General features: G+C 67.5%; 14 protein-coding genes. 4 read left to right on the top strand and 10 right to left on the bottom strand.

Features of this window, described 5'->3' with window-relative positions; genetic code table 11:
• Positions 1-9: 9 nt before the first annotated feature.
• Positions 10-1,191 carry an acetyl-CoA C-acyltransferase family protein gene (locus DTQ71_RS00230; RefSeq protein WP_109562289.1) on the top strand — a complete coding sequence of 394 codons (1,182 nt, stop codon included), beginning with the start codon at positions 10-12 and terminating at the stop codon, positions 1,189-1,191.
• Between the two features lie 72 nt (positions 1,192-1,263).
• Positions 1,264-3,039 (top strand): PHA/PHB synthase family protein, encoded by a 1,776-nt coding sequence (locus tag DTQ71_RS00235; RefSeq protein ID WP_109562290.1) that lies wholly within the window; start codon positions 1,264-1,266, stop codon positions 3,037-3,039.
• A gap of 70 nt (positions 3,040-3,109) precedes the next feature.
• Here the strand turns inward: DTQ71_RS00235 and otnK are convergent, their stop codons facing one another.
• From otnK to DTQ71_RS00285, 10 genes are all read right to left on the bottom strand, one after another.
• The gene (gene otnK, locus DTQ71_RS00240; RefSeq protein ID WP_109562291.1) at positions 3,110-4,372 is read right to left on the bottom strand and encodes a 3-oxo-tetronate kinase; all 1,263 of its coding nucleotides are present in this window, start codon (positions 4,370-4,372) and stop codon (positions 3,110-3,112) included.
• A 23-nt stretch (positions 4,373-4,395) separates the two neighbouring features.
• Entirely contained in the window at positions 4,396-5,889 is a 1,494-nt protein-coding gene (locus tag DTQ71_RS00245) for a tripartite tricarboxylate transporter permease (RefSeq protein WP_109562292.1), read from the bottom strand.
• Positions 5,890-5,898: 9 nt separating this feature from the next.
• Positions 5,899-6,348, bottom strand: a complete 450-nt coding sequence (locus tag DTQ71_RS00250) for a tripartite tricarboxylate transporter TctB family protein (protein WP_109562293.1) — start codon at positions 6,346-6,348, stop codon at positions 5,899-5,901.
• 57 nt (positions 6,349-6,405) lie between these two features.
• On the bottom strand, positions 6,406-7,362 hold the full coding sequence (locus tag DTQ71_RS00255) for a tripartite tricarboxylate transporter substrate binding protein (protein ID WP_109562294.1): 957 nt from the start codon (positions 7,360-7,362) through the stop codon (positions 6,406-6,408).
• 56 nt (positions 7,363-7,418) lie between these two features.
• On the bottom strand, positions 7,419-8,315 hold the full coding sequence (gene ltnD, locus DTQ71_RS00260) for an L-threonate dehydrogenase (RefSeq protein WP_109562295.1): 897 nt from the start codon (positions 8,313-8,315) through the stop codon (positions 7,419-7,421).
• Entirely contained in the window at positions 8,312-9,271 is a 960-nt protein-coding gene (locus DTQ71_RS00265) for an SMP-30/gluconolactonase/LRE family protein (RefSeq protein WP_109562296.1), read from the bottom strand. The genes ltnD and DTQ71_RS00265 overlap by 4 nt, the downstream gene beginning before the upstream one ends.
• Positions 9,272-9,274: 3 nt before the next feature.
• Positions 9,275-10,228: an ABC transporter permease gene (locus tag DTQ71_RS00270; RefSeq protein ID WP_109562297.1), complete on the bottom strand. Its 954-nt coding sequence runs from the start codon at positions 10,226-10,228 to the stop codon at positions 9,275-9,277.
• A complete protein-coding gene (locus tag DTQ71_RS00275; RefSeq protein WP_109562298.1) occupies positions 10,225-11,190 on the bottom strand; it encodes an ABC transporter permease in 966 nt (321 codons plus the stop codon). The genes DTQ71_RS00270 and DTQ71_RS00275 overlap by 4 nt, the downstream gene beginning before the upstream one ends.
• Positions 11,183-12,697 carry a sugar ABC transporter ATP-binding protein gene (locus tag DTQ71_RS00280; RefSeq protein ID WP_109562299.1) on the bottom strand — a complete coding sequence of 505 codons (1,515 nt, stop codon included), beginning with the start codon at positions 12,695-12,697 and terminating at the stop codon, positions 11,183-11,185. The genes DTQ71_RS00275 and DTQ71_RS00280 overlap by 8 nt, the downstream gene beginning before the upstream one ends.
• A 66-nt stretch (positions 12,698-12,763) precedes the next feature.
• On the bottom strand, positions 12,764-13,843 hold the full coding sequence (locus DTQ71_RS00285) for a sugar ABC transporter substrate-binding protein (RefSeq protein ID WP_109562300.1): 1,080 nt from the start codon (positions 13,841-13,843) through the stop codon (positions 12,764-12,766).
• A 164-nt stretch (positions 13,844-14,007) separates the two neighbouring features.
• Between DTQ71_RS00285 and DTQ71_RS00290 the strand changes: the two genes are divergently transcribed.
• Positions 14,008-14,997: a LacI family DNA-binding transcriptional regulator gene (locus tag DTQ71_RS00290; protein ID WP_281271205.1), complete on the top strand. Its 990-nt coding sequence runs from the start codon at positions 14,008-14,010 to the stop codon at positions 14,995-14,997.
• Positions 14,998-15,659: 662 nt separating this feature from the next.
• Positions 15,660-16,820 carry an iron-containing alcohol dehydrogenase gene (locus DTQ71_RS00300; RefSeq protein WP_109562303.1) on the top strand — a complete coding sequence of 387 codons (1,161 nt, stop codon included), beginning with the start codon at positions 15,660-15,662 and terminating at the stop codon, positions 16,818-16,820.
• Positions 16,821-16,902 lie beyond the last annotated feature (82 nt).

A 16,902-nucleotide genomic window follows, 5' to 3' on the forward strand; every position in this document is an offset into this window, starting at 1 on the left:
GACACTCCCATGAAAGACGTCGTTATCCTGGACGGTGCGCGCACCGCGATCGGCACCTTCGGCGGCTCGCTCGCCGGGACGCCGCCGACAGACCTCGCCACCGCCGTGGCCAAGGAGGCCATCCGCCGCTCGGGCGTCGAGCCGGGCCAGATCGGCGCCTCGGTCTTCGGCCACGTCATCAACACCGAAGCCAAGGACATGTATCTGGGCCGCTATGCCGCCGTTCAGGCCGGTGTCCCCGAAGAGGCCACGGGCCTGACCGTCAACCGTCTCTGCGGATCGGGCGCGCAGGCCATCGTGAACGCGGCGCAGCACATCATGCTGGGCGACGTGGACTATGCGCTGGCCGGCGGCGCCGAAAGCATGTCCCGCGCGCCGCATTCGACCCAGTCGATCCGGACCGGCCAGAAGATGGGCGATGTCAGCTTCACCGACATGATGATCGGCGCGCTCAACGACCCCTTCGGCGTCGGCCATATGGGCGTGACCGCCGAGAACGTGGCCGCCGAGAACCAGATCACCCGCGAGCAGCAGGATGCTTTCGCCGTCGAGAGCCAGCGCCGTGCGGCGGCGGCGGTCGAGGCCGGCCATTTCAAGAGCCAGATCCTGCCCATCGAGGTCCGCGTGAAGCGCGACATGGTCGCCTTCGACACCGACGAGCACATCAAGGCCGGCACCACGATGGAAAGCCTCGGCAAGCTGCGTCCGGCCTTCAAGAAGGACGGCTCGGTCACGGCGGGCAACGCCTCGGGCATCAATGACGGCGCGGCCGCGCTGGTGCTGGCCTCGGCCGACGCCGCCGAGGCCGCCGGGCTCAAGCCCCGCGCGCGGCTGCTGGGCTATGCCATCGCCGGCGTGCGCCACGAGGTGATGGGCATCGGCCCGGTCCCGGCGGTGACCAACCTGCTCAAGAAGATCGACATGACCGCCGATCAGTTCGACGTCATCGAGAGCAACGAAGCCTTCGCCGCGCAAGCTTGCGCCGTGAATGCGGGTCTCGGGCTGAACACCGACAAGGTGAACCCGAACGGCGGCGCCATCGCCCTGGGCCACCCGATCGGCGCGACCGGCGCGATCATCTCGATCAAGACGCTCTACGAACTGGAGCGGATCGGTGGTAAATACGGTCTCGTCACGATGTGTATCGGCGGCGGGCAGGGCATCGCCCTGGCGTTTGAGCGCCTTAACTGACCCGGCCGCAGGGGCGCCCGCCAGGGCGCCTCTCCTCGCCGCCCGATCGTCCCAAGGAGGAGGACACCCGTCATGCCTGCCGAAAATCCTGACCCAGAACTCCCCGACGTGGCGGAAACAGCGCAGCGCATGATGGCGCTGACGCAGCGGTCGCTTGCGGCGGCGGCCAAGATGCAGTCCCGCTCTGTCGCGCAGGCCACAGGCTCCGAATATCAGCTGATGGACGCGGCCACCCTGACCCGGGCCTACGCCAATGTGTGGGCGCGCGCCCTGACCCGCCCGCAAGATCTCATGGCGGCGCAACTCAAGGCGACGACCGGCTTGGCGCAGGCCTGGCAGGCGATGCTCATGCCCCGCGAAGGGGAGGTGAAGGACCGCCGCTTCAAGGACGAAAGCTGGTCCTCCGATCCCTTGTCGCGCAGCTATCGCGACGCGTTCCTGGCTTTCGAAGGCGCGGTCGAAGAGTTGCTGGAGACGATGACCGAAGAGGGCCGCGACGATCTGCGGGTGAAGTTCTTCACCCGCCAGGCCGTCAGCGCGCTGTCGCCCGCCAACTACCTCGCGACCAACGCCGCCGCCCGCGCCAAGATGCTGGAGAGCGGCGGGCAAAGCGTGCTCGACGGGCTCGACAACCTGCTGACCGATCTCGAACGCGGCGACGGGCGGCTCGCCATCGCGACCAATGACGGGCAGGCTTACAAGGTTGGCGTCGATCTGGCCACGACCGAAGGCGAGGTCGTCTTCCAGAACGATCTGATGCAGCTGATCCAGTATCACCCGAGGACCGAGACACAATATCAGGTGCCGATGCTCTTCGTCCCGGCCTGGATCAACAAGTTCTACATTATGGACATGCGTCCGCAGAACAGCCTGATCCGGTATGCGCTGGACCAGGGCCATTCGGTTTTCGTGATCTCCTGGGCGAACCCGACCAAGGCGCATGCCGATCTGGATTTCACCGATTACATGACCAAGGGCCCGATCGCGGCGCTTGACGTCATCCGCGACATAACAGGCGAGGAAAAGGCCAACGTGCTCGGCTTCTGCATCGGCGGAATCCTGGTCACGGCGATGCTGGGCTATCTCGCCGCCAAGGGCGACGACCGCATCAACAGCGCCACGACCCTGGCCACGATGGTGGATTTCGCGGATGTGGGCGAAATCGGCGTCTTCATCGACGACGACCGGCTGGAGGTTCTGCGCGCACATATGGAAGAGAAGGGCTATCTCGACGCCCATCACCTTCAGGACATGTTCTCGATGCTGCGGGAGAACGATCTGATCTGGTCGTTCTACGACGCCAACTACCTGCGCGGGGACAAGCCGCGGCCGTTCGACCTGCTCTACTGGAACTCGGATTCCACCCGCCTGCCCAAGGCCATGCTGCTTTGGTATCTCGAAGAGATCTATCTCAGGAACAAGCTGCGCCAGCCCGGCGGGTTGGAAATGGACGGCGTGAAGATCGACATCTCCAAGATCAAGCCGCCGCTCTTCGTGCTGGCCACCGAGGACGATCACATCGCGCCCTGGCGCTCGATCTATCCGGCCACGCAGATCATGGAGAACGTGGAGTTCGTGCTGGGCGGCTCGGGCCATATCGCGGGCGTCATCAACCCGCCCGGCAAACGGATGAAATACGGCTACAAGACCGCGACGCACTATCCCGAGACCGCCGTGGGGTTCCTGCGCGTGGCCGAGAGCCACGAGGGCTCCTGGTGGCCCCATTGGGTGCAATGGCTCGACGGCAAGAGCGGGGCGCAGGTCCCGGCGCGCAAGGTCGCCAGGCGCGGGCGCTACAAGTCGCTGGAACCGGCGCCGGGCAGCTTCGTCACCAGCAAACCGGCCTAGACCCGGACCCGCGCATTTGCGGCCCAGCCCCCCTCGGGGTTGGGCCTGTCGCGCGGATCGACGCGGGCGCTCAGAGTTGCGCCAAGGCGTCGGCGAAGAACGTCTCGGCCCCGAAATTCCCCGATTTCAGCGTGAGCGCGATCCGGTGCCCGCCGCTGTCGCAGAAGGTCCAGGGCACCCCCGGCGCGATCTCCTTGCCGATATCGAGGCGCGTGACGCCGAGCGCTTGGGTGACCGCGCCGGAGGTCTCTCCGCCCGCCACGACGATCCGCCGCGCCCCGGCATCGCGCGCCGCGACGGCGCAGGCCGCGAGCGCCTGTTCCACGACCTCCCCGGCGCGGTCCCGGCCGAGCGTCTCCTGCGCGGCGCGGACGCTTGCGGGATCGGCCGTCGCGTAGAGCAGCGGGGCCCGCTCCAGATCCTGCCCCGCCAGCCAGTCCAACGCCGCCTGCGGCCCCGTCCGCGCCAACTCCACCGGGTCGAGTTGCAGCGCGGGGGCGCCGCTCGCCATGTAGGCCGAAACCTGCGCGTTGGTCATGGCGGAACAGCTGCCCGACAGGACGACCGCCGCCTGGGGCAGGTCGGGCGCGGCGGCGGCCTCGCTCCGGCCCCCCAGCGCCCCATCCGCGATGTAGAGCGCGGGCAAGGGCATGGCGACGGCACTGCCGCCGGTCATAAGGGGCATGTCCCGGCAGGCCTCGGCGATGACATAGAGATCTTCATTGGCGACCGCATCCATCACGACATGGGCCACGCCCGCCTCGGACAGCCGCGACAGCTCCGCGCGGACGGCCTCGACCCCTTGCGCGACCGTCAGCCGATCGACCAGCCCGACCGGCCGCGTGACCTGCGGCGCGAGCAGGCGCATCAGGTTGGAGTCGCGCATCGGCGTCAGCGGGTGGTCCTTCATCGGGCTTTCCGCAAGGGGCTGCCGCCCGACGAACAGGTTGCCCATGAAGATCGCGCGGCCGTTTTCCGGGAAGGCGGGGCAATAGATGGTCTGGGACGTCCCGAGATCGGCCATCAGCGCCTCGGCTACCGGACCGATATTGCCCTCCGCCGTGGAGTCGAAGGTGGAGCAGTATTTCCAGAAGATCCGCTCCGCCCCGGCGCTCTGCAACCAGTCTAGCGCGGCCCGGCAATCGGCCACGGCCTGCGCCACCGGCGCGGTCCGGCATTTCAACGCGATGACCTCGAACGGCGCGGGATCTGAGGGCGGCTCGCTCGGGATGCCGATCCGCAGCGACACCGGCACGCCGGACCGGGCAAGTAGCCCGGCCAGATCCGTCGCTCCGGTGAAATCGTCTGCGATGCAGCCAAGAACCGTGGTCATGGCGGTCTCCTTTCTTCCTGCGTCTACGCGGTTCCGGACCGCCGCGCCCGCAAGGCGGTTATCAGCGGCAGGGCCAGCATGCCCACGGCCAGGATCGCCAGCACCAGGGCGATGGGATGTCCGGTGAAGAAGGCCGCAAAACTGCCATCGGTGATGATGAGCCCCTGCCGGAGGCTGATCTCCAGCGTCGGCCCCAGCACCATTCCGATCACCAGCGGCGGCATCGGCATGCCCTGACGGCGGAGGACGAAGCCCAGAATGCCCGCGCCGCCCATCACCAGAAGGTCGAACGGATTACCGCGCACGAAATACACGCCCACCGCGCAAAGCAGCACGATCAGCACCAGCATGTAGCCCTCACGCAGGCGCAACAGCGGGGCCGCCCCCTTCGCCACCAGCATGCCCATCGGCAGCAGCATCAGGTTGATCACGAAGAAGCCCGAAAAGATCGCGGCGATCAGCACCGGGTTGTCGGTCATCAGCCGGATCCCCGGCGTCACGCCGTGCAAGGTCAGCGTCGCCAGCATCACCGCCGTGATCGCATCGCCCGGGATGCCCAGCGCCATGGTCGGCACCAGCGCGCCGCCCGTGACGGCGTTGTTCGCGGATTCCGAGGCGATCAGCCCGTCCGGTTCGCCCTTCCCGAACTTCGCGCGGTTCGGAGACGATCTTTGCGCCTCGGCATAGGAGATGAAGGCCGCGGTCGCCGCGCCGGTGCCGGGCAGGATGCCGATGCCGTTGCCGATGGCGACGGATTTCATCAGCCCCTTGATGCGCCCGCGCCAGGCCGAAAGCGGCGGCAGCACGATCCCGGAGAAGGAGACCAGGGACTGGGTGCCTTCCTCCTTGGCGGCGGCGCGGATCAGGACTTCGGACAAGGCGAAGACGCCGATCACCACCGCCAGCAGGTTGAAGCCGGAGATGAGCTGGAACTGCCCGAAGGTAAAGCGCGCCTCGCCGGTGATCGGGTCTCCGCCGACGCATCCGAGAAACAGACCGATGCTGCCCGCGACCAGTCCCTTGATCAGCGACCCTTCGGAGACGGAGACGATACAGGTCAGGCCCAGAAGGATCAGGGCGAAGGTCTCGATCGGGCCGAAATTCAGCGCCAGCGCGGCAAGCTGCGGCGCGGCCAGCAGCAGGACGACCGCCGAGGTCAGGCCGCCGATGGTCGAGGCGATGGTGCTCCAGCCCAGCGCCAGACCGGCCTCTCCGCGCTGCGCCATCGGATAGCCGTCGAGGCAGGTGGCGGCCGATTGCGGTGTCCCGGGCGTGTTGATCAGGATGGCCGAGATCGAGCCGCCATAGACAGAGCCCGCATAGACCGCCAGCAAGAGCAAAATGGCCGGGGCCTGGCTCATGCCCAGCGTGAAGGGCAGGATCATCGCCACCGCGACGGTAGAGCCGATGCCCGGCAAGGCCCCGAGGATGATGCCCAGCATGGTGCCCAACACCAGCACGAGCAGACCCTCAAGGGTGAAGATCAGCCCGGCCGCCTGGGGGAGCAATTCGATCATGGCACGGTCTCAGAACCACCACGCGACGGGCGAGGTCGGCAGCGGCAAGGTCAAAAGGTGGTTGAACAGCGCCACGAGCGCCGCCGGAACGCCAAGGCTCACGGCTGCCACGGGCACGGGCCGGCGCAGACCCAGCGTCACCAGCGCCACCGCTGAGAACGGGACCGCCGCCAGAAAGAACCCGATGCGGGTCATGGCCAGTAGAAAGACCAACGAGGCCAGGGCGATCACAGTGACGCGCAGCAGCTGCGGGCGGGTGCCGACGACACGCTGGCGCAGCTCCGCCACGAGGTCCAGCGCCGCGACCGCGACCCAGAAGCTCAGGACGATCTGCGGAAAGAACATCGGACTGAACGCACCCAGCCCGGAATAGGCCTGGCCGAAGGTCTGCGACAGCAAGGCCATGCCGACCAGCAGCAGCACTAGCGATGTCACCCGCCGTTCGGTCAGGATGGACATGGCGCGTCTCCTTCGGAGGACAGGGTGGGGTGCCGTAGGCCGGCACCCCGGATCGCCTTACAGGCCCGCGGCCTCGATGATCGCGGTGTTGCCTTCGTATTGCGCGCGGAAGAACGCGTCGAACGCCTCGGCGTCGCGGTAGTTCAGCACGGTCTGCGTGTCGGCCGCGAAGCTCTGGAAGCCCTCGGACGCCACGGCGGCCCCGCAGGCCTCCGACAGCTTGGCGACGACGTCGTCAGGCGTGCCGGCCGGCGCGAAGAGCCCGCCCCAGAGATAGAGCTCGTTCAGGGGCGCCGCGATGCCCACCTCGGTCGCCGTCGGCACGTCGGGGAAGTTCTCCGATCGCGCGTCCGAGAAGATCACCAGAGGGGTGAAATCGCCGCGCTGCATCAGGATTTCGGTGTCGCCGAAGAACTGGATGGTCCCCGCCGCCATCGCCTGCAAGGCCGGGCCGGAGCCCTGGAACGGCAGATGCTTGATCTTGTCCAGAACGCCCAGCCCCTCAAAGGCCGCGACGGTCGTCAGATGGGTCATCGCGCCCGGGCCGGACGAGCCGAACAGGTATTTGCCCGGCTCCGCCTCGATGGCCGCCTTGGCTTGCTCGATGGTCTCGATGCCATTGCCGGCATTCGTGAACAGCATGGTCGGCGAGGCCGCGACCGAGCAGATCGGCTCCCAGCTGTCGATGCCGTAGGGCACGTCCTTGATCTGCGGCTGGATGGTGCTGACGGTGACCGACCAGTAGCCGAGCTGATAGCCGGTGGGCCGCTGCCCCGCGAGCGCGCCCGCCGCCACCGTGCCGGAGCCGCCCGCCATGTTCGACACGAAGACGTCGCCGCCCAGCGCCTCGGCCAGATAGGGCGCGAAGCCGCGCACCAGCAGGTCCGTCCCGCCGCCCGCGTTGAACGGCACGACCAGGTTCACGGGCCGCTCGGGGAAGTCCTGCGCCAGGGCCGGGGCCGCCGCCGATGTGGCGAGCACGGCAAGGCTTGCGATAAGGGTTTTAATATTCATGGTTTCCTCCCTGTTGGTTGTTCATGCGATCCGCGGTCGCCGCCCGTGCAGGCGAGTCAGTCCTTGGACTCGGGCAGCGTCAGCCCGGCGTTGCGGGCATAGACCTTGGCAATCGCCGCGTCGTCCTCGTGCCCCAGCCCCATGCCGACGGCGACCATGTATTGCTGAAGGGCCGTCGCCGTGATCGGCGCCGAGAAGCCGGCGGATTTGGCCACGTCCAGCACGATGCCAAGATCCTTGGGCCAGATGTTGATCTGGCTGCGCGGCGTATAATCCCCGTCGACGATATGCGGCGCGCGGTTTTCCAGCATCCAGCTGGTCCCGGCGCATTTGCTGATCACCTCGACGAATTGCGCGGGATCGACGCCTTGGGTCATCCCGAAGGTCATCGCCTCGGCCATGGCCGCGATATGCACACCGGCGAGCAGCTGGTTGACCGCCTTCATGGCCGATCCCGGCCCGGCCGCGTCGCCCAGGGTGAACACGGTCTCGGCACAGGCGTCGAGCACCGGCCGCGCGGCGGCGAAGGCCTCGGGCGTGCCCGACGCCATGATCGACAGAGCGCCCGCCGCCGCCTTGGCCGCGCCGCCCGAAATCGGCGCGTCGAGGTAATGCACCCCGGCCTCGCCACACCGCGCCTCCATGTCCCGCGCGAAGGCGGGCGGCACGGTCGCGCAGGAGATGACGACGGCGCCCTTGGGCAGGGTCGCGACGATCCCGCTCTCGCCGAACAGCACCGCCTCGGTCTGCGCGGCGTTCAGCACGACGATGACGGCGACATCGAGATCGGAGGGCAGGGCTCCCGTCTCGCCGCCCTCGCCCTGGAACCGCTTGACCGCCTCGGGATTGATGTCCGCGCCCCAGGTCCGATGCCCGGCCCGCAGACAGGATTTGGCCATCCCATACCCCATCGACCCCAGGCCGATCACCGCTGTCTTTGTCGCCTCTGTCATGCGCCTTCCCCTTTCGTCTGTGTCGTTGGACGGCGTGCCGCATCCCGGCGCGTGGTGTGGACGCGCCAGACGCGGTCCGAAGAGGTGATGAACATCTCCGTGCCGGTCTCGCCGCCAAAGCAGAGATTGGCCGTGGGGGCCGGCAACAGGATCTTGCCCAGGCAGTGCCCCTCGGGCGACAGGCAACGGATCCCGTCCATCGCGCTCGTCCAGACAAAGCCCTCGTGGTCGACCCGCAGCCCATCGGGCACGCCCGGCTCGATCTCGGCAAAGACGGACCCGCCGCTCAGCGTCGTTCCGTCCACCTCGAAGACCCGGATATGGTGCGGCAGGTCATAGTCGATGCCGGGAAAGCTCGCGCCCCGGATGGCTCCGGAATCGGCGATGTAGAGCTTGCGCTCGTCCGGCGAGAAGGCGAGCCCGTTCGGCTTGTCGAAATCCGTGGCGACCGGGGTGAGCGTGCCGTCCGGGCTGGCGCAGAAGACGAAGCAGCCGCCGATCTCGCTCTCCGCCGGATAGCCCTCGACATCGGAGTTGATGCCGTAAGGCGGATCGGTGAACCAGACCGAGCCATCGGAGCGCACCACGACATCGTTGGGCGAGTTGAGCCGCTTGCCCTCGAACCGATCCGCGATGACCTCGACCGCCGCCGGGTCTTCGCTGTCCAGACGCCGGATCACGCGCCGCCCGCCATGTTCGCAGGACACCATGCGCCCTTGCAGATCCAGCGTGTTGCCGTTGGCGAATTCACTGTTCTCCAGCGCAACGGAGACTCCTGCGTCGGGCTGCCATTTCAGCATCCGCTTAGCGGGAATGTCGTTGAAATAGAGCGCGCCGTTCTGCCAGACCGGCCCCTCGGTCCAGGTATAGCCGCCGGTGATCTCCTCCGGGGGCCGGTCCAGGTCGATCATCTCGGCGAAAGCCGGATCGAAGGTCTCGTAGGTTGCGGATGTCATGCGTCAGCCCTCCCTGCCGCGAAGTGTCTGAACCATCAGCATCGTGATGATGAGGACGCCGAAAATGATGCTGCGCCACGCATCGGACATCTGCATGACCGACAGGATCGAGTTGAGCAGCGTGATGAAAAACACGCCGCCCACCGTCCCCAGCAATCCGCCCTTGCCGCCGAGGATCGACGTGCCGCCGATCACCACCGCCGCGATGGTCGGCAGCAGGTAGGGATCGCCCATCGATTGGTAGGCCTGGTTCGCATAGCCCGCCAAAAGCACCCCGCCGAGGGCGGAGCACAGGCCCGCGATGGAAAAGGCGGCGAACAGGACCGACGGTGTCGAGACCCCCGACAGGAACGTGGCCTTTTCGTTATAGCCGATCGCCGAAAGATACCGCCCGAACCCCGTGCGATGCAGCATCAGCGCCAGCCCGACCGCCACCGCCATCCAAAGCAGGAAGGCCACGGGAATGCCGGCCAGCTTGCCGGTGGCCAGCCAGTTCATCGTCGCGCTGGCTTCGCCCTTGGGGTTGAACCCGCCGGTATAGAGAACGGAGATGCCCAGCAGCATCGAGTTCACGGCCAGTGTCCAGACCATGGACGGGATCCGCAGCAGCGCCACGCCCACCGCGTTGATCAGACCGATCAGCCCGCCGAAGGCCAGCGCCGCCGGGATCGCCAGCGCCGTCAGCAGCGGATCGCCGGTCCCCGCCAGCGTGGTCGAGATCAGAGCGGCCCCGCCCAGCACCCAAGGCACGGACAGGTCGATGTGACCCAGCAGGATCACGATGGTCGCGCCCATGGCGATGACGCCGAGAAAGGCCGCGATCTGCAATTGTTGAGAAAGATATCCGATCCCCAGCATCTGCGGAAAGAACAGGCTGCCCCCCAGGATCAGCAGGACCGTCGCCGCAAAGGGCAACAGGGTCGTCAGGTCCAGGCGCCGGGCGATCGCGAGGCTCATCGGGCAAAGACCTCCAGACGGTTGCGGACCCGCAGGACATCGGCGCCGCCGATGGCGATGGCCGCCGCCAGGACGAGCCCCTCGACGAAGGGCTGCGCCAGGGGCGGCAGACCGGAGAAGAACATCAGCGCCCCGATGGTTTTAAGGATGAAGGCCCCCGCAATCGCCCCGATCAGCGACCCCACCCCGCCGCGCAGCGCGACGCCGCCCAGCACCACCGCCGCGATGGAGTTCAGCGTGAAATTGGCCGCGATCCCGGCATCTCCGGTCGTGGTCACGAAGCTGAAGTAGAGCCCCGCCAACCCGGCAAAGAGCCCGCCCAGCCCGAAGGAGATCATCCGCACCAGCGGGACCTGGATGCCCGACTGAAACGCCGCCTGCTCCGACGAACCGATGGCATAGAGACCCAGGCCCAGCCCGGTCCGGCGCAGCGGGATCCAGAACAGGCCGATCACCGCCGCCGTGATGAGGAGCGCGGTCGGAATGCCCAGAACATCCAGCGTCATCGCATCCGCGAGGTCATAGTTGATGACCCCACCCGGCGTCGGCCGCAGGATCAGGGCGAGGCCGACGAAGATCGAGGCCGTCGCCAGCGTCACCACGATGGGCTGGATGCGGGCGAAAACCACCAGCGCGCCGTTGAGCAAGCCGCAGGCAACGCCCGCGGCCAGCACCAGCGCCGCCCCCCCGAGCAGGCTGATCCCCTCGCCGCCCATGACATGCGAGGCGATGGTGTTGGTCAGCGCCATCACCGCGCCCACCGACAGGTCGATGCCGCGCACGATCACCGCGAAGAACTGCGCCGCCGCCGCCAGCGCCAGGATCAGGCACTGGTTGGCCCAGATCGTCATCACATAGGTACTCATCCCGCGCGGATGGGTCGACAGATAGACCGTCAGCAGGAACAGCAAGACGGCGACCGCGATCGCCTCCCGGCGATTGGCTCTCAGGAATTCAGGCATGGGTGCCTCCCTGCGCCGGCAGGTTAAGGGTCGCGGCGAGAATGTTCTCGGCCGTCACGGCATCGCCCTGGAGATGGCGCACGACGCGACCGTCATAGAAGATGTGGGTCTCGTCGCAGAGATGGATGAACTCCTCGTAATCGGTCGACAGCAGCAGGATGGCGGTGCCTTCGTCCGCGAGCCGACGCAGCAGCTCGTAAATCTGCGTCTTGGTCTTGACGTCGATCCCCCGCGTCGGGTCGGCCAGCAGCAGGCAACGGGGCTTGAGCGCCAGCCATTTGGTTAGCGCAACTTTCTGCTGGTTGCCGCCCGAGAGCTGGCCGACCGGCTGATCCAGAGAGGCGTATTTGAGCTGGAGCGCGTCGATATAGGGCCGGTAGAGCACGGGATCCGACGCCGGAACGCCATCCACGCCCAGCGCTGCGAGCTGCATGTTCGCCGCGATGCTCTGCTGGAGAACCAGCGCCTCGGTCTTGCGGTCCTCGGGCACGAGCGCGATGCTGATATCGGGCCGCTTGGCGTCCTTGGGCGACGCGATCTGGATCTCCCGGCCGTCCAGGACGATGTCTCCTTCGGTCTTTCGCAGCAGACCGAACAGCCCTTGCAGAACCCGGGCCTGCCCCTGACCGTCGAGCCCGCCCAGCCCGGTGATGCAGCCCTTGCGCAGGGTGATCGAGACGTCCTTCAGCCCGTCCTCCCAGCCGAAGCCGTCCAGGCGCAGGACGACCTCCGCATCCGGCTTGGCCTCGGGCTTGGCGGGGAAGAGATCGTCGATCTTCTGGCCGACCATCTTGTTGATGATCGCCGGGTAATCATAGGCGCCATTGTCAAATGTCTCGACATGGCGGCCGTTGCGAAAGACCGACACACGGTCCGCCAGCGCCTCGATCTCGTGAAAGCGGTGCGAAATGAACAGCACCCCGATGCCGCGCGCGCTTTCCTCGCGGATCACGGTGAACACCTTTTCCACGACCGAGGCGTTGAGCGCCGATGTCGCCTCGTCGAGGATCAGGAGACGCGGCTCCCGGGCCAATGCCTTGGCGATCTCGACCTGCTGCCGCTCCGCGAGGCTCAGATCGGCAAGCCGCGCGCGCATGGGGATATGGCCGCCATCGATCCGCGCCAGCAGATCACACGCCACGGTCAGGGTGCGGCCCGAGAGCCTGCCCAACCCAGTGCCCGGCGCGCCGAGCATCAGGTTTTCACGCACGGTCAGATCGGGGATCAGCGAGAGTTCCTGGAACATGCAGACCAGGCCGCGCGACACGGCCTCACGCGGAGAGCGCAGCGCGACGGGCTCGCCATCGACATGGACCACCCCCTCGGTCGGCTGGATCACCCCGGCGATGATCTTCATCAGGGTCGACTTCCCGGCCCCATTCTCGCCCAGCACGGCGTGGATTTCCCCGGCATTGCAGTCGAAATTCACGCCGTCCAGCGCGACGGTCGCGCCATAGCGCTTGGTCACGCCCTCAAGACGGACGATGGGGGAAGGGGACGTCGCCACGGGAACCTCCGGCGGAGCGGTCTGGCCGGCCCGGGGCGCGCGACGGCGCCGGGCCGGCCCGCCTGGTCAGGTATTGTCGGCGGTTTGGCCGAGCAGTTCTTCCGGCGTGAACGGCGCGAAACAGTCCGGGAAGCCGGTGCCGGTGTTGAACGACTTCGGCAGGTCCGGGAAGTAGTTCACGCCCGGCGCGAGATCCTCGGACTTGACCTGCGGGATCGGCAAATAGACCGTCTGCGGCAGGGCGTTGCCCTCCAGCAGCGCGACCGCCGCCTCCAGCGCAATGGCCGACATGGCCGGTGCCTGGCTGGCGGAGATGCCGGGGATGTCCAGCTCGTCCATCAGCATCCGCACGCCGTTTTCGCCGTCGACACCCATCGGCACGATCGGATGGCCCGCCGCCTGCATGGCGTTGATCGTGCCCGCCGCGCCGTGCTGCGAGACGACCCCGTCGAACTGACCATGGGTGGCCAGCGCGTCCGAGACGACCTTTTGGCTGGTGCCGGTGTCCCAGTTGCCGACGACTTCGACGATTTCGAGCCCTTCGACATTCTCCAGCACGCTCATCATGCCGATGCGCCGGTCGCGGTCGGTGGCGTTACCCGGCAGGCCGTTCACCATCAGGATCTTGTCGGCCTCGCCGCCCAGCAGATCCATGACCGTCTGCGCCTTGAGGCGGCCGAGCTCGACCTGGCTTTCGTTGATCTGAACCACGCGGTCGGTATCGAGCACGTTGTCGAAGGGAACCAGCACGGTGCCCGCCCGCTCGGCCCGGCGAATCACTGGCTCGAAGGCGGTCGGGTTGACGGCGATGAAGGTGATGGCGTCGAAGCCGGCGGCGATGAAATTGTCGATCGCGGCGATTTGCGCGGCGCTGTCATTGCCGACGGAGACGACGTTGAACTCTTCGATCTTGGCCGCGTTCTCGGGCCGGGCGGCCCAGGCCTTGGCCGCCTGAATCGCGGCAATCCGCCAGTCGTTGCCGGCAAACCCGTTCACGAAGGCGATCTTGTAGGGGCCCTCTTTCGCCTCATAGCTGATCGTCGACGTCCCCGGGGCAGGAGCAAAGCACTCGGGACGATAGGTGTCGGCCATGGCAATGCCGGCGGTCGCAAACGCAACGGCCGAGCCGAGCAAAAGTGATCTCATTGTTTTCCTCCCAATGGCGATGTTTTCGTAAACATCGCAGCGGCACAATTATGTTTACGTAAACACTTGTCAATCACATTCTCACCCTCCAAGGTTCAACCGGGCACTCGAACCAACCGCGAAAGGCCGCGCCAATGGCCGGAAGAACGGACTCGCGGCCGACGATGGACGACATCGCGGCGGCCGCCGGCGTCAGCCAGATGACCGTATCGCGTGTGATGCGCGGCACGGGGCAGACCTCTCAGGAGGTGCGGCAACGGGTCGAAAGCGCCGCGCGAAAACTCGGCTATGTTCCGAACCGCCTGGCGACCGCCTTGCGCGACGAAACCGCGCCTCTGATCGCCGTCGTGCTCCCGACCCTGGGAAACCGCGTCTTCTCGGAGGTTCTCAACGGGGTGCATGCGACGCTGGCGGGCACCGGGCTGCAACCGGTCTTCGGCGTGACGGAATATTCCGTCGATCAAGAAGAGACGCTCGTCCGCGATCTGTTGTCCTGGCGCCCGCGCGGCATCATCCTCCCGGGGCTGGAGCATAGCGATGCCACCCGCGCCGCGATCCGGGCCTCGGGCGTTCGCGTCGCCGAGGTCATGGATATTGACGGCGAGCCGATCTCGGTCGCCTTCGGCCTGTCCCAGAGCGCGGCGGGCCGAGCCACCGCCCGTCACATGCTGTCCAAGGGCTATCGCCGGTTCGGCTATATCGGCAGCCAGGGCGGGCTCGACCTGCGGGCGGTCAAGCGCTTCGACGGGTTTCGGGCCACTATTCGCGAAGCGGGCGCCCAGATCGTCGCCGAACGTGTCCTGCCGGGCGCCTCCTCCATGACCGACGGCCGCAGGGAGACCGCCGCGATGCTGTCGGCGCAGGATCCACCGGACGCGATCTACTATTCTAATGACGACCTGGCCGCCGGTGGCATCATGCACTGCCTCGCCGAAGGGATCGCGATCCCGGCGCAGGTCGCGCTCGCCGGGTTCAACGGCCTGGCCTTCCTCGAAGCGCTGCCGGTGCGGCTGACGACGATCGAGACGCCGCGCCTCCAGATGGGCGTTCAGGCCGCCTTGCACCTGATCGGGCAGGACAAGGACGACGCCGACACATCCGCCCCCCGCATCGTCGACCTCGGATTTCGTCTCATCGACGGCGACACCTGCTAGGGCGCGGCGGCCGCTGAACCCGCCCGACCGACGATGCCGGGGCTTACGCCCGGCGGTGCAGGCCGGTCACCTCTTGTCGGCGGGCGGCCGGACGCCGCCATAGCGCAGGGCGCTCCGCAAGAGACCGAAGGCGACGCCCCCCCCCGGACGCGGGTCGAGAGCCAGCGGCCCATCGGCAGACGCCGGACCGCCGCCTCCCGCTCCGGGTCCGGGCGGCTGGCGTCGAGAAACGCGTTCAGCGGCGCGAGCCTGTCATCCTTCCGACCCGCGAGCACCCTGCGCAGGCTCTGCAAGGGGCGCTTCATCCGCCGCGCGCGTCGCCAGCCGGACCTCCAGCCCGAACATCTTCAGCGCCGATAAGACTCGGGCGATGCCCCGCTTGGGGTTTCCATAGGCGATGAAGGGCTTGCTGCAGAGGATCGCGAAGACGACGCCATGGAAGGAGTCGGTCCCCACCGCCGGCCTCGTCCGGGAGCGGAGCTTGTCGATGTCCGCATCCCGCCTGGGCGGCCTCCGCGGATGCCGGCGATTGGGCGCCAGATCCGAACGCAACGCCCCTACGCCAAGGCGGGAGGCTCCCGGAACGCCGCCGCTCTGCGCCCCTCTGTCCCCCCTTGTGCCCCCGCCTCCCCTGAGGTCCTCTGCTCGTGGGAGGGCGTCACATGGAAACAGGACCACTCGGGCGGATCCAATCGCCGCGCATCATCCGCATCGGCGGCGGGATCGCGGCTGAAACGGCGGAGGTGCTGGAGCAGCTGGGATTGTCCCGGCCCTTGATCGTCACCGATCCGGGCGTCGCGCGGCTGCATTTGCCCAGGATAACCGATGTGCTGGACAAAGCCGGTCTGGCCTGGGGCCTCTTCGATCGGGTCGTCGAAGATCCGACCGATCGCTGCGTGGCGGAGGGGCTCGCCGCGTTCCGCGCCGGGGACTATGACTGCGTCATCGGCTTCGGCGGCGGCAGCCCGATGGACACGGCCAAGGCGGTCTCGTTCATGGCGGTCAATCCGGGGCATGTGCGCGACTACAAGGCGCCGGCCCAGATCGACCGCTGTGGCGTGCCGATCATCCTGATCCCGACGACCGGCGGCACCGGGTCGGAGCTGACGCGATGGTGCGTCATCACCGACACCGAGAGCCCTGAGAAATACAATCTCTCGGGCCTTGCCTGCGTGGCGACCGCCGCGCTGATCGACTGGACCTTCACGGTGACCAAGCCCGCGCGCATCACCGCGGATACGGCGGTCGACAGCCTCACCCATGCCATCGAAGCCTATGTCAGCCGCAGGGCCTTTCCCTACACCGATGCCTTCGCGCTCTCGGCCATGCCGCTCATCGCCGCGCATGTGCGCCGGGCCTATGCGGACCCGGAAGACGGCCCGGCCCGCGAGGCGCTGATGCTGGCGGCCTCCCAGGCTGGCATGGCCTTCTCGAACGCCTCGGTCGCGCTGGTGCATGGGATGAGCCGCCCCATCGGCGCACATTTCCATGTCGCGCACGGGCTGTCCAACGCGATGCTGCTGCCGACGGTGACCGCGTTCTCCGTCTCGGCCGCGCCGGCGCGCTATGCGACCTGCGCCAGGGTGATGGGGATGGCGAGCGAGCGGGACAGCGACGACACCGCCTGCGCCAAGCTGATCGAGGGGTTGCGGCAACTCAACGCGGATCTGGCGGTGCCGTCGCCGACGGATCTGGGCCATGTCGCGGATGACGCGATGCTGACGCTCATGGCGCGGCAGGCGATTGCCTCCGGCTCCCCGGCCAACAACCCGCGCGTGCCCGATGCCGAAGACATCGTGACCCTCTACCGAGAGATGTGGTGAGCCGGCCGGCATAGGCGCCCAAAGCGGCGCGGAGCGGAGAGCGCGGCACGATTTTCTTTGTGCGCAGGGTCCGGACGACGTA

The organism is Jannaschia seohaensis, from assembly GCF_900116765.1.
Taxonomy (GTDB): domain Bacteria; phylum Pseudomonadota; class Alphaproteobacteria; order Rhodobacterales; family Rhodobacteraceae; genus Jannaschia; species Jannaschia seohaensis.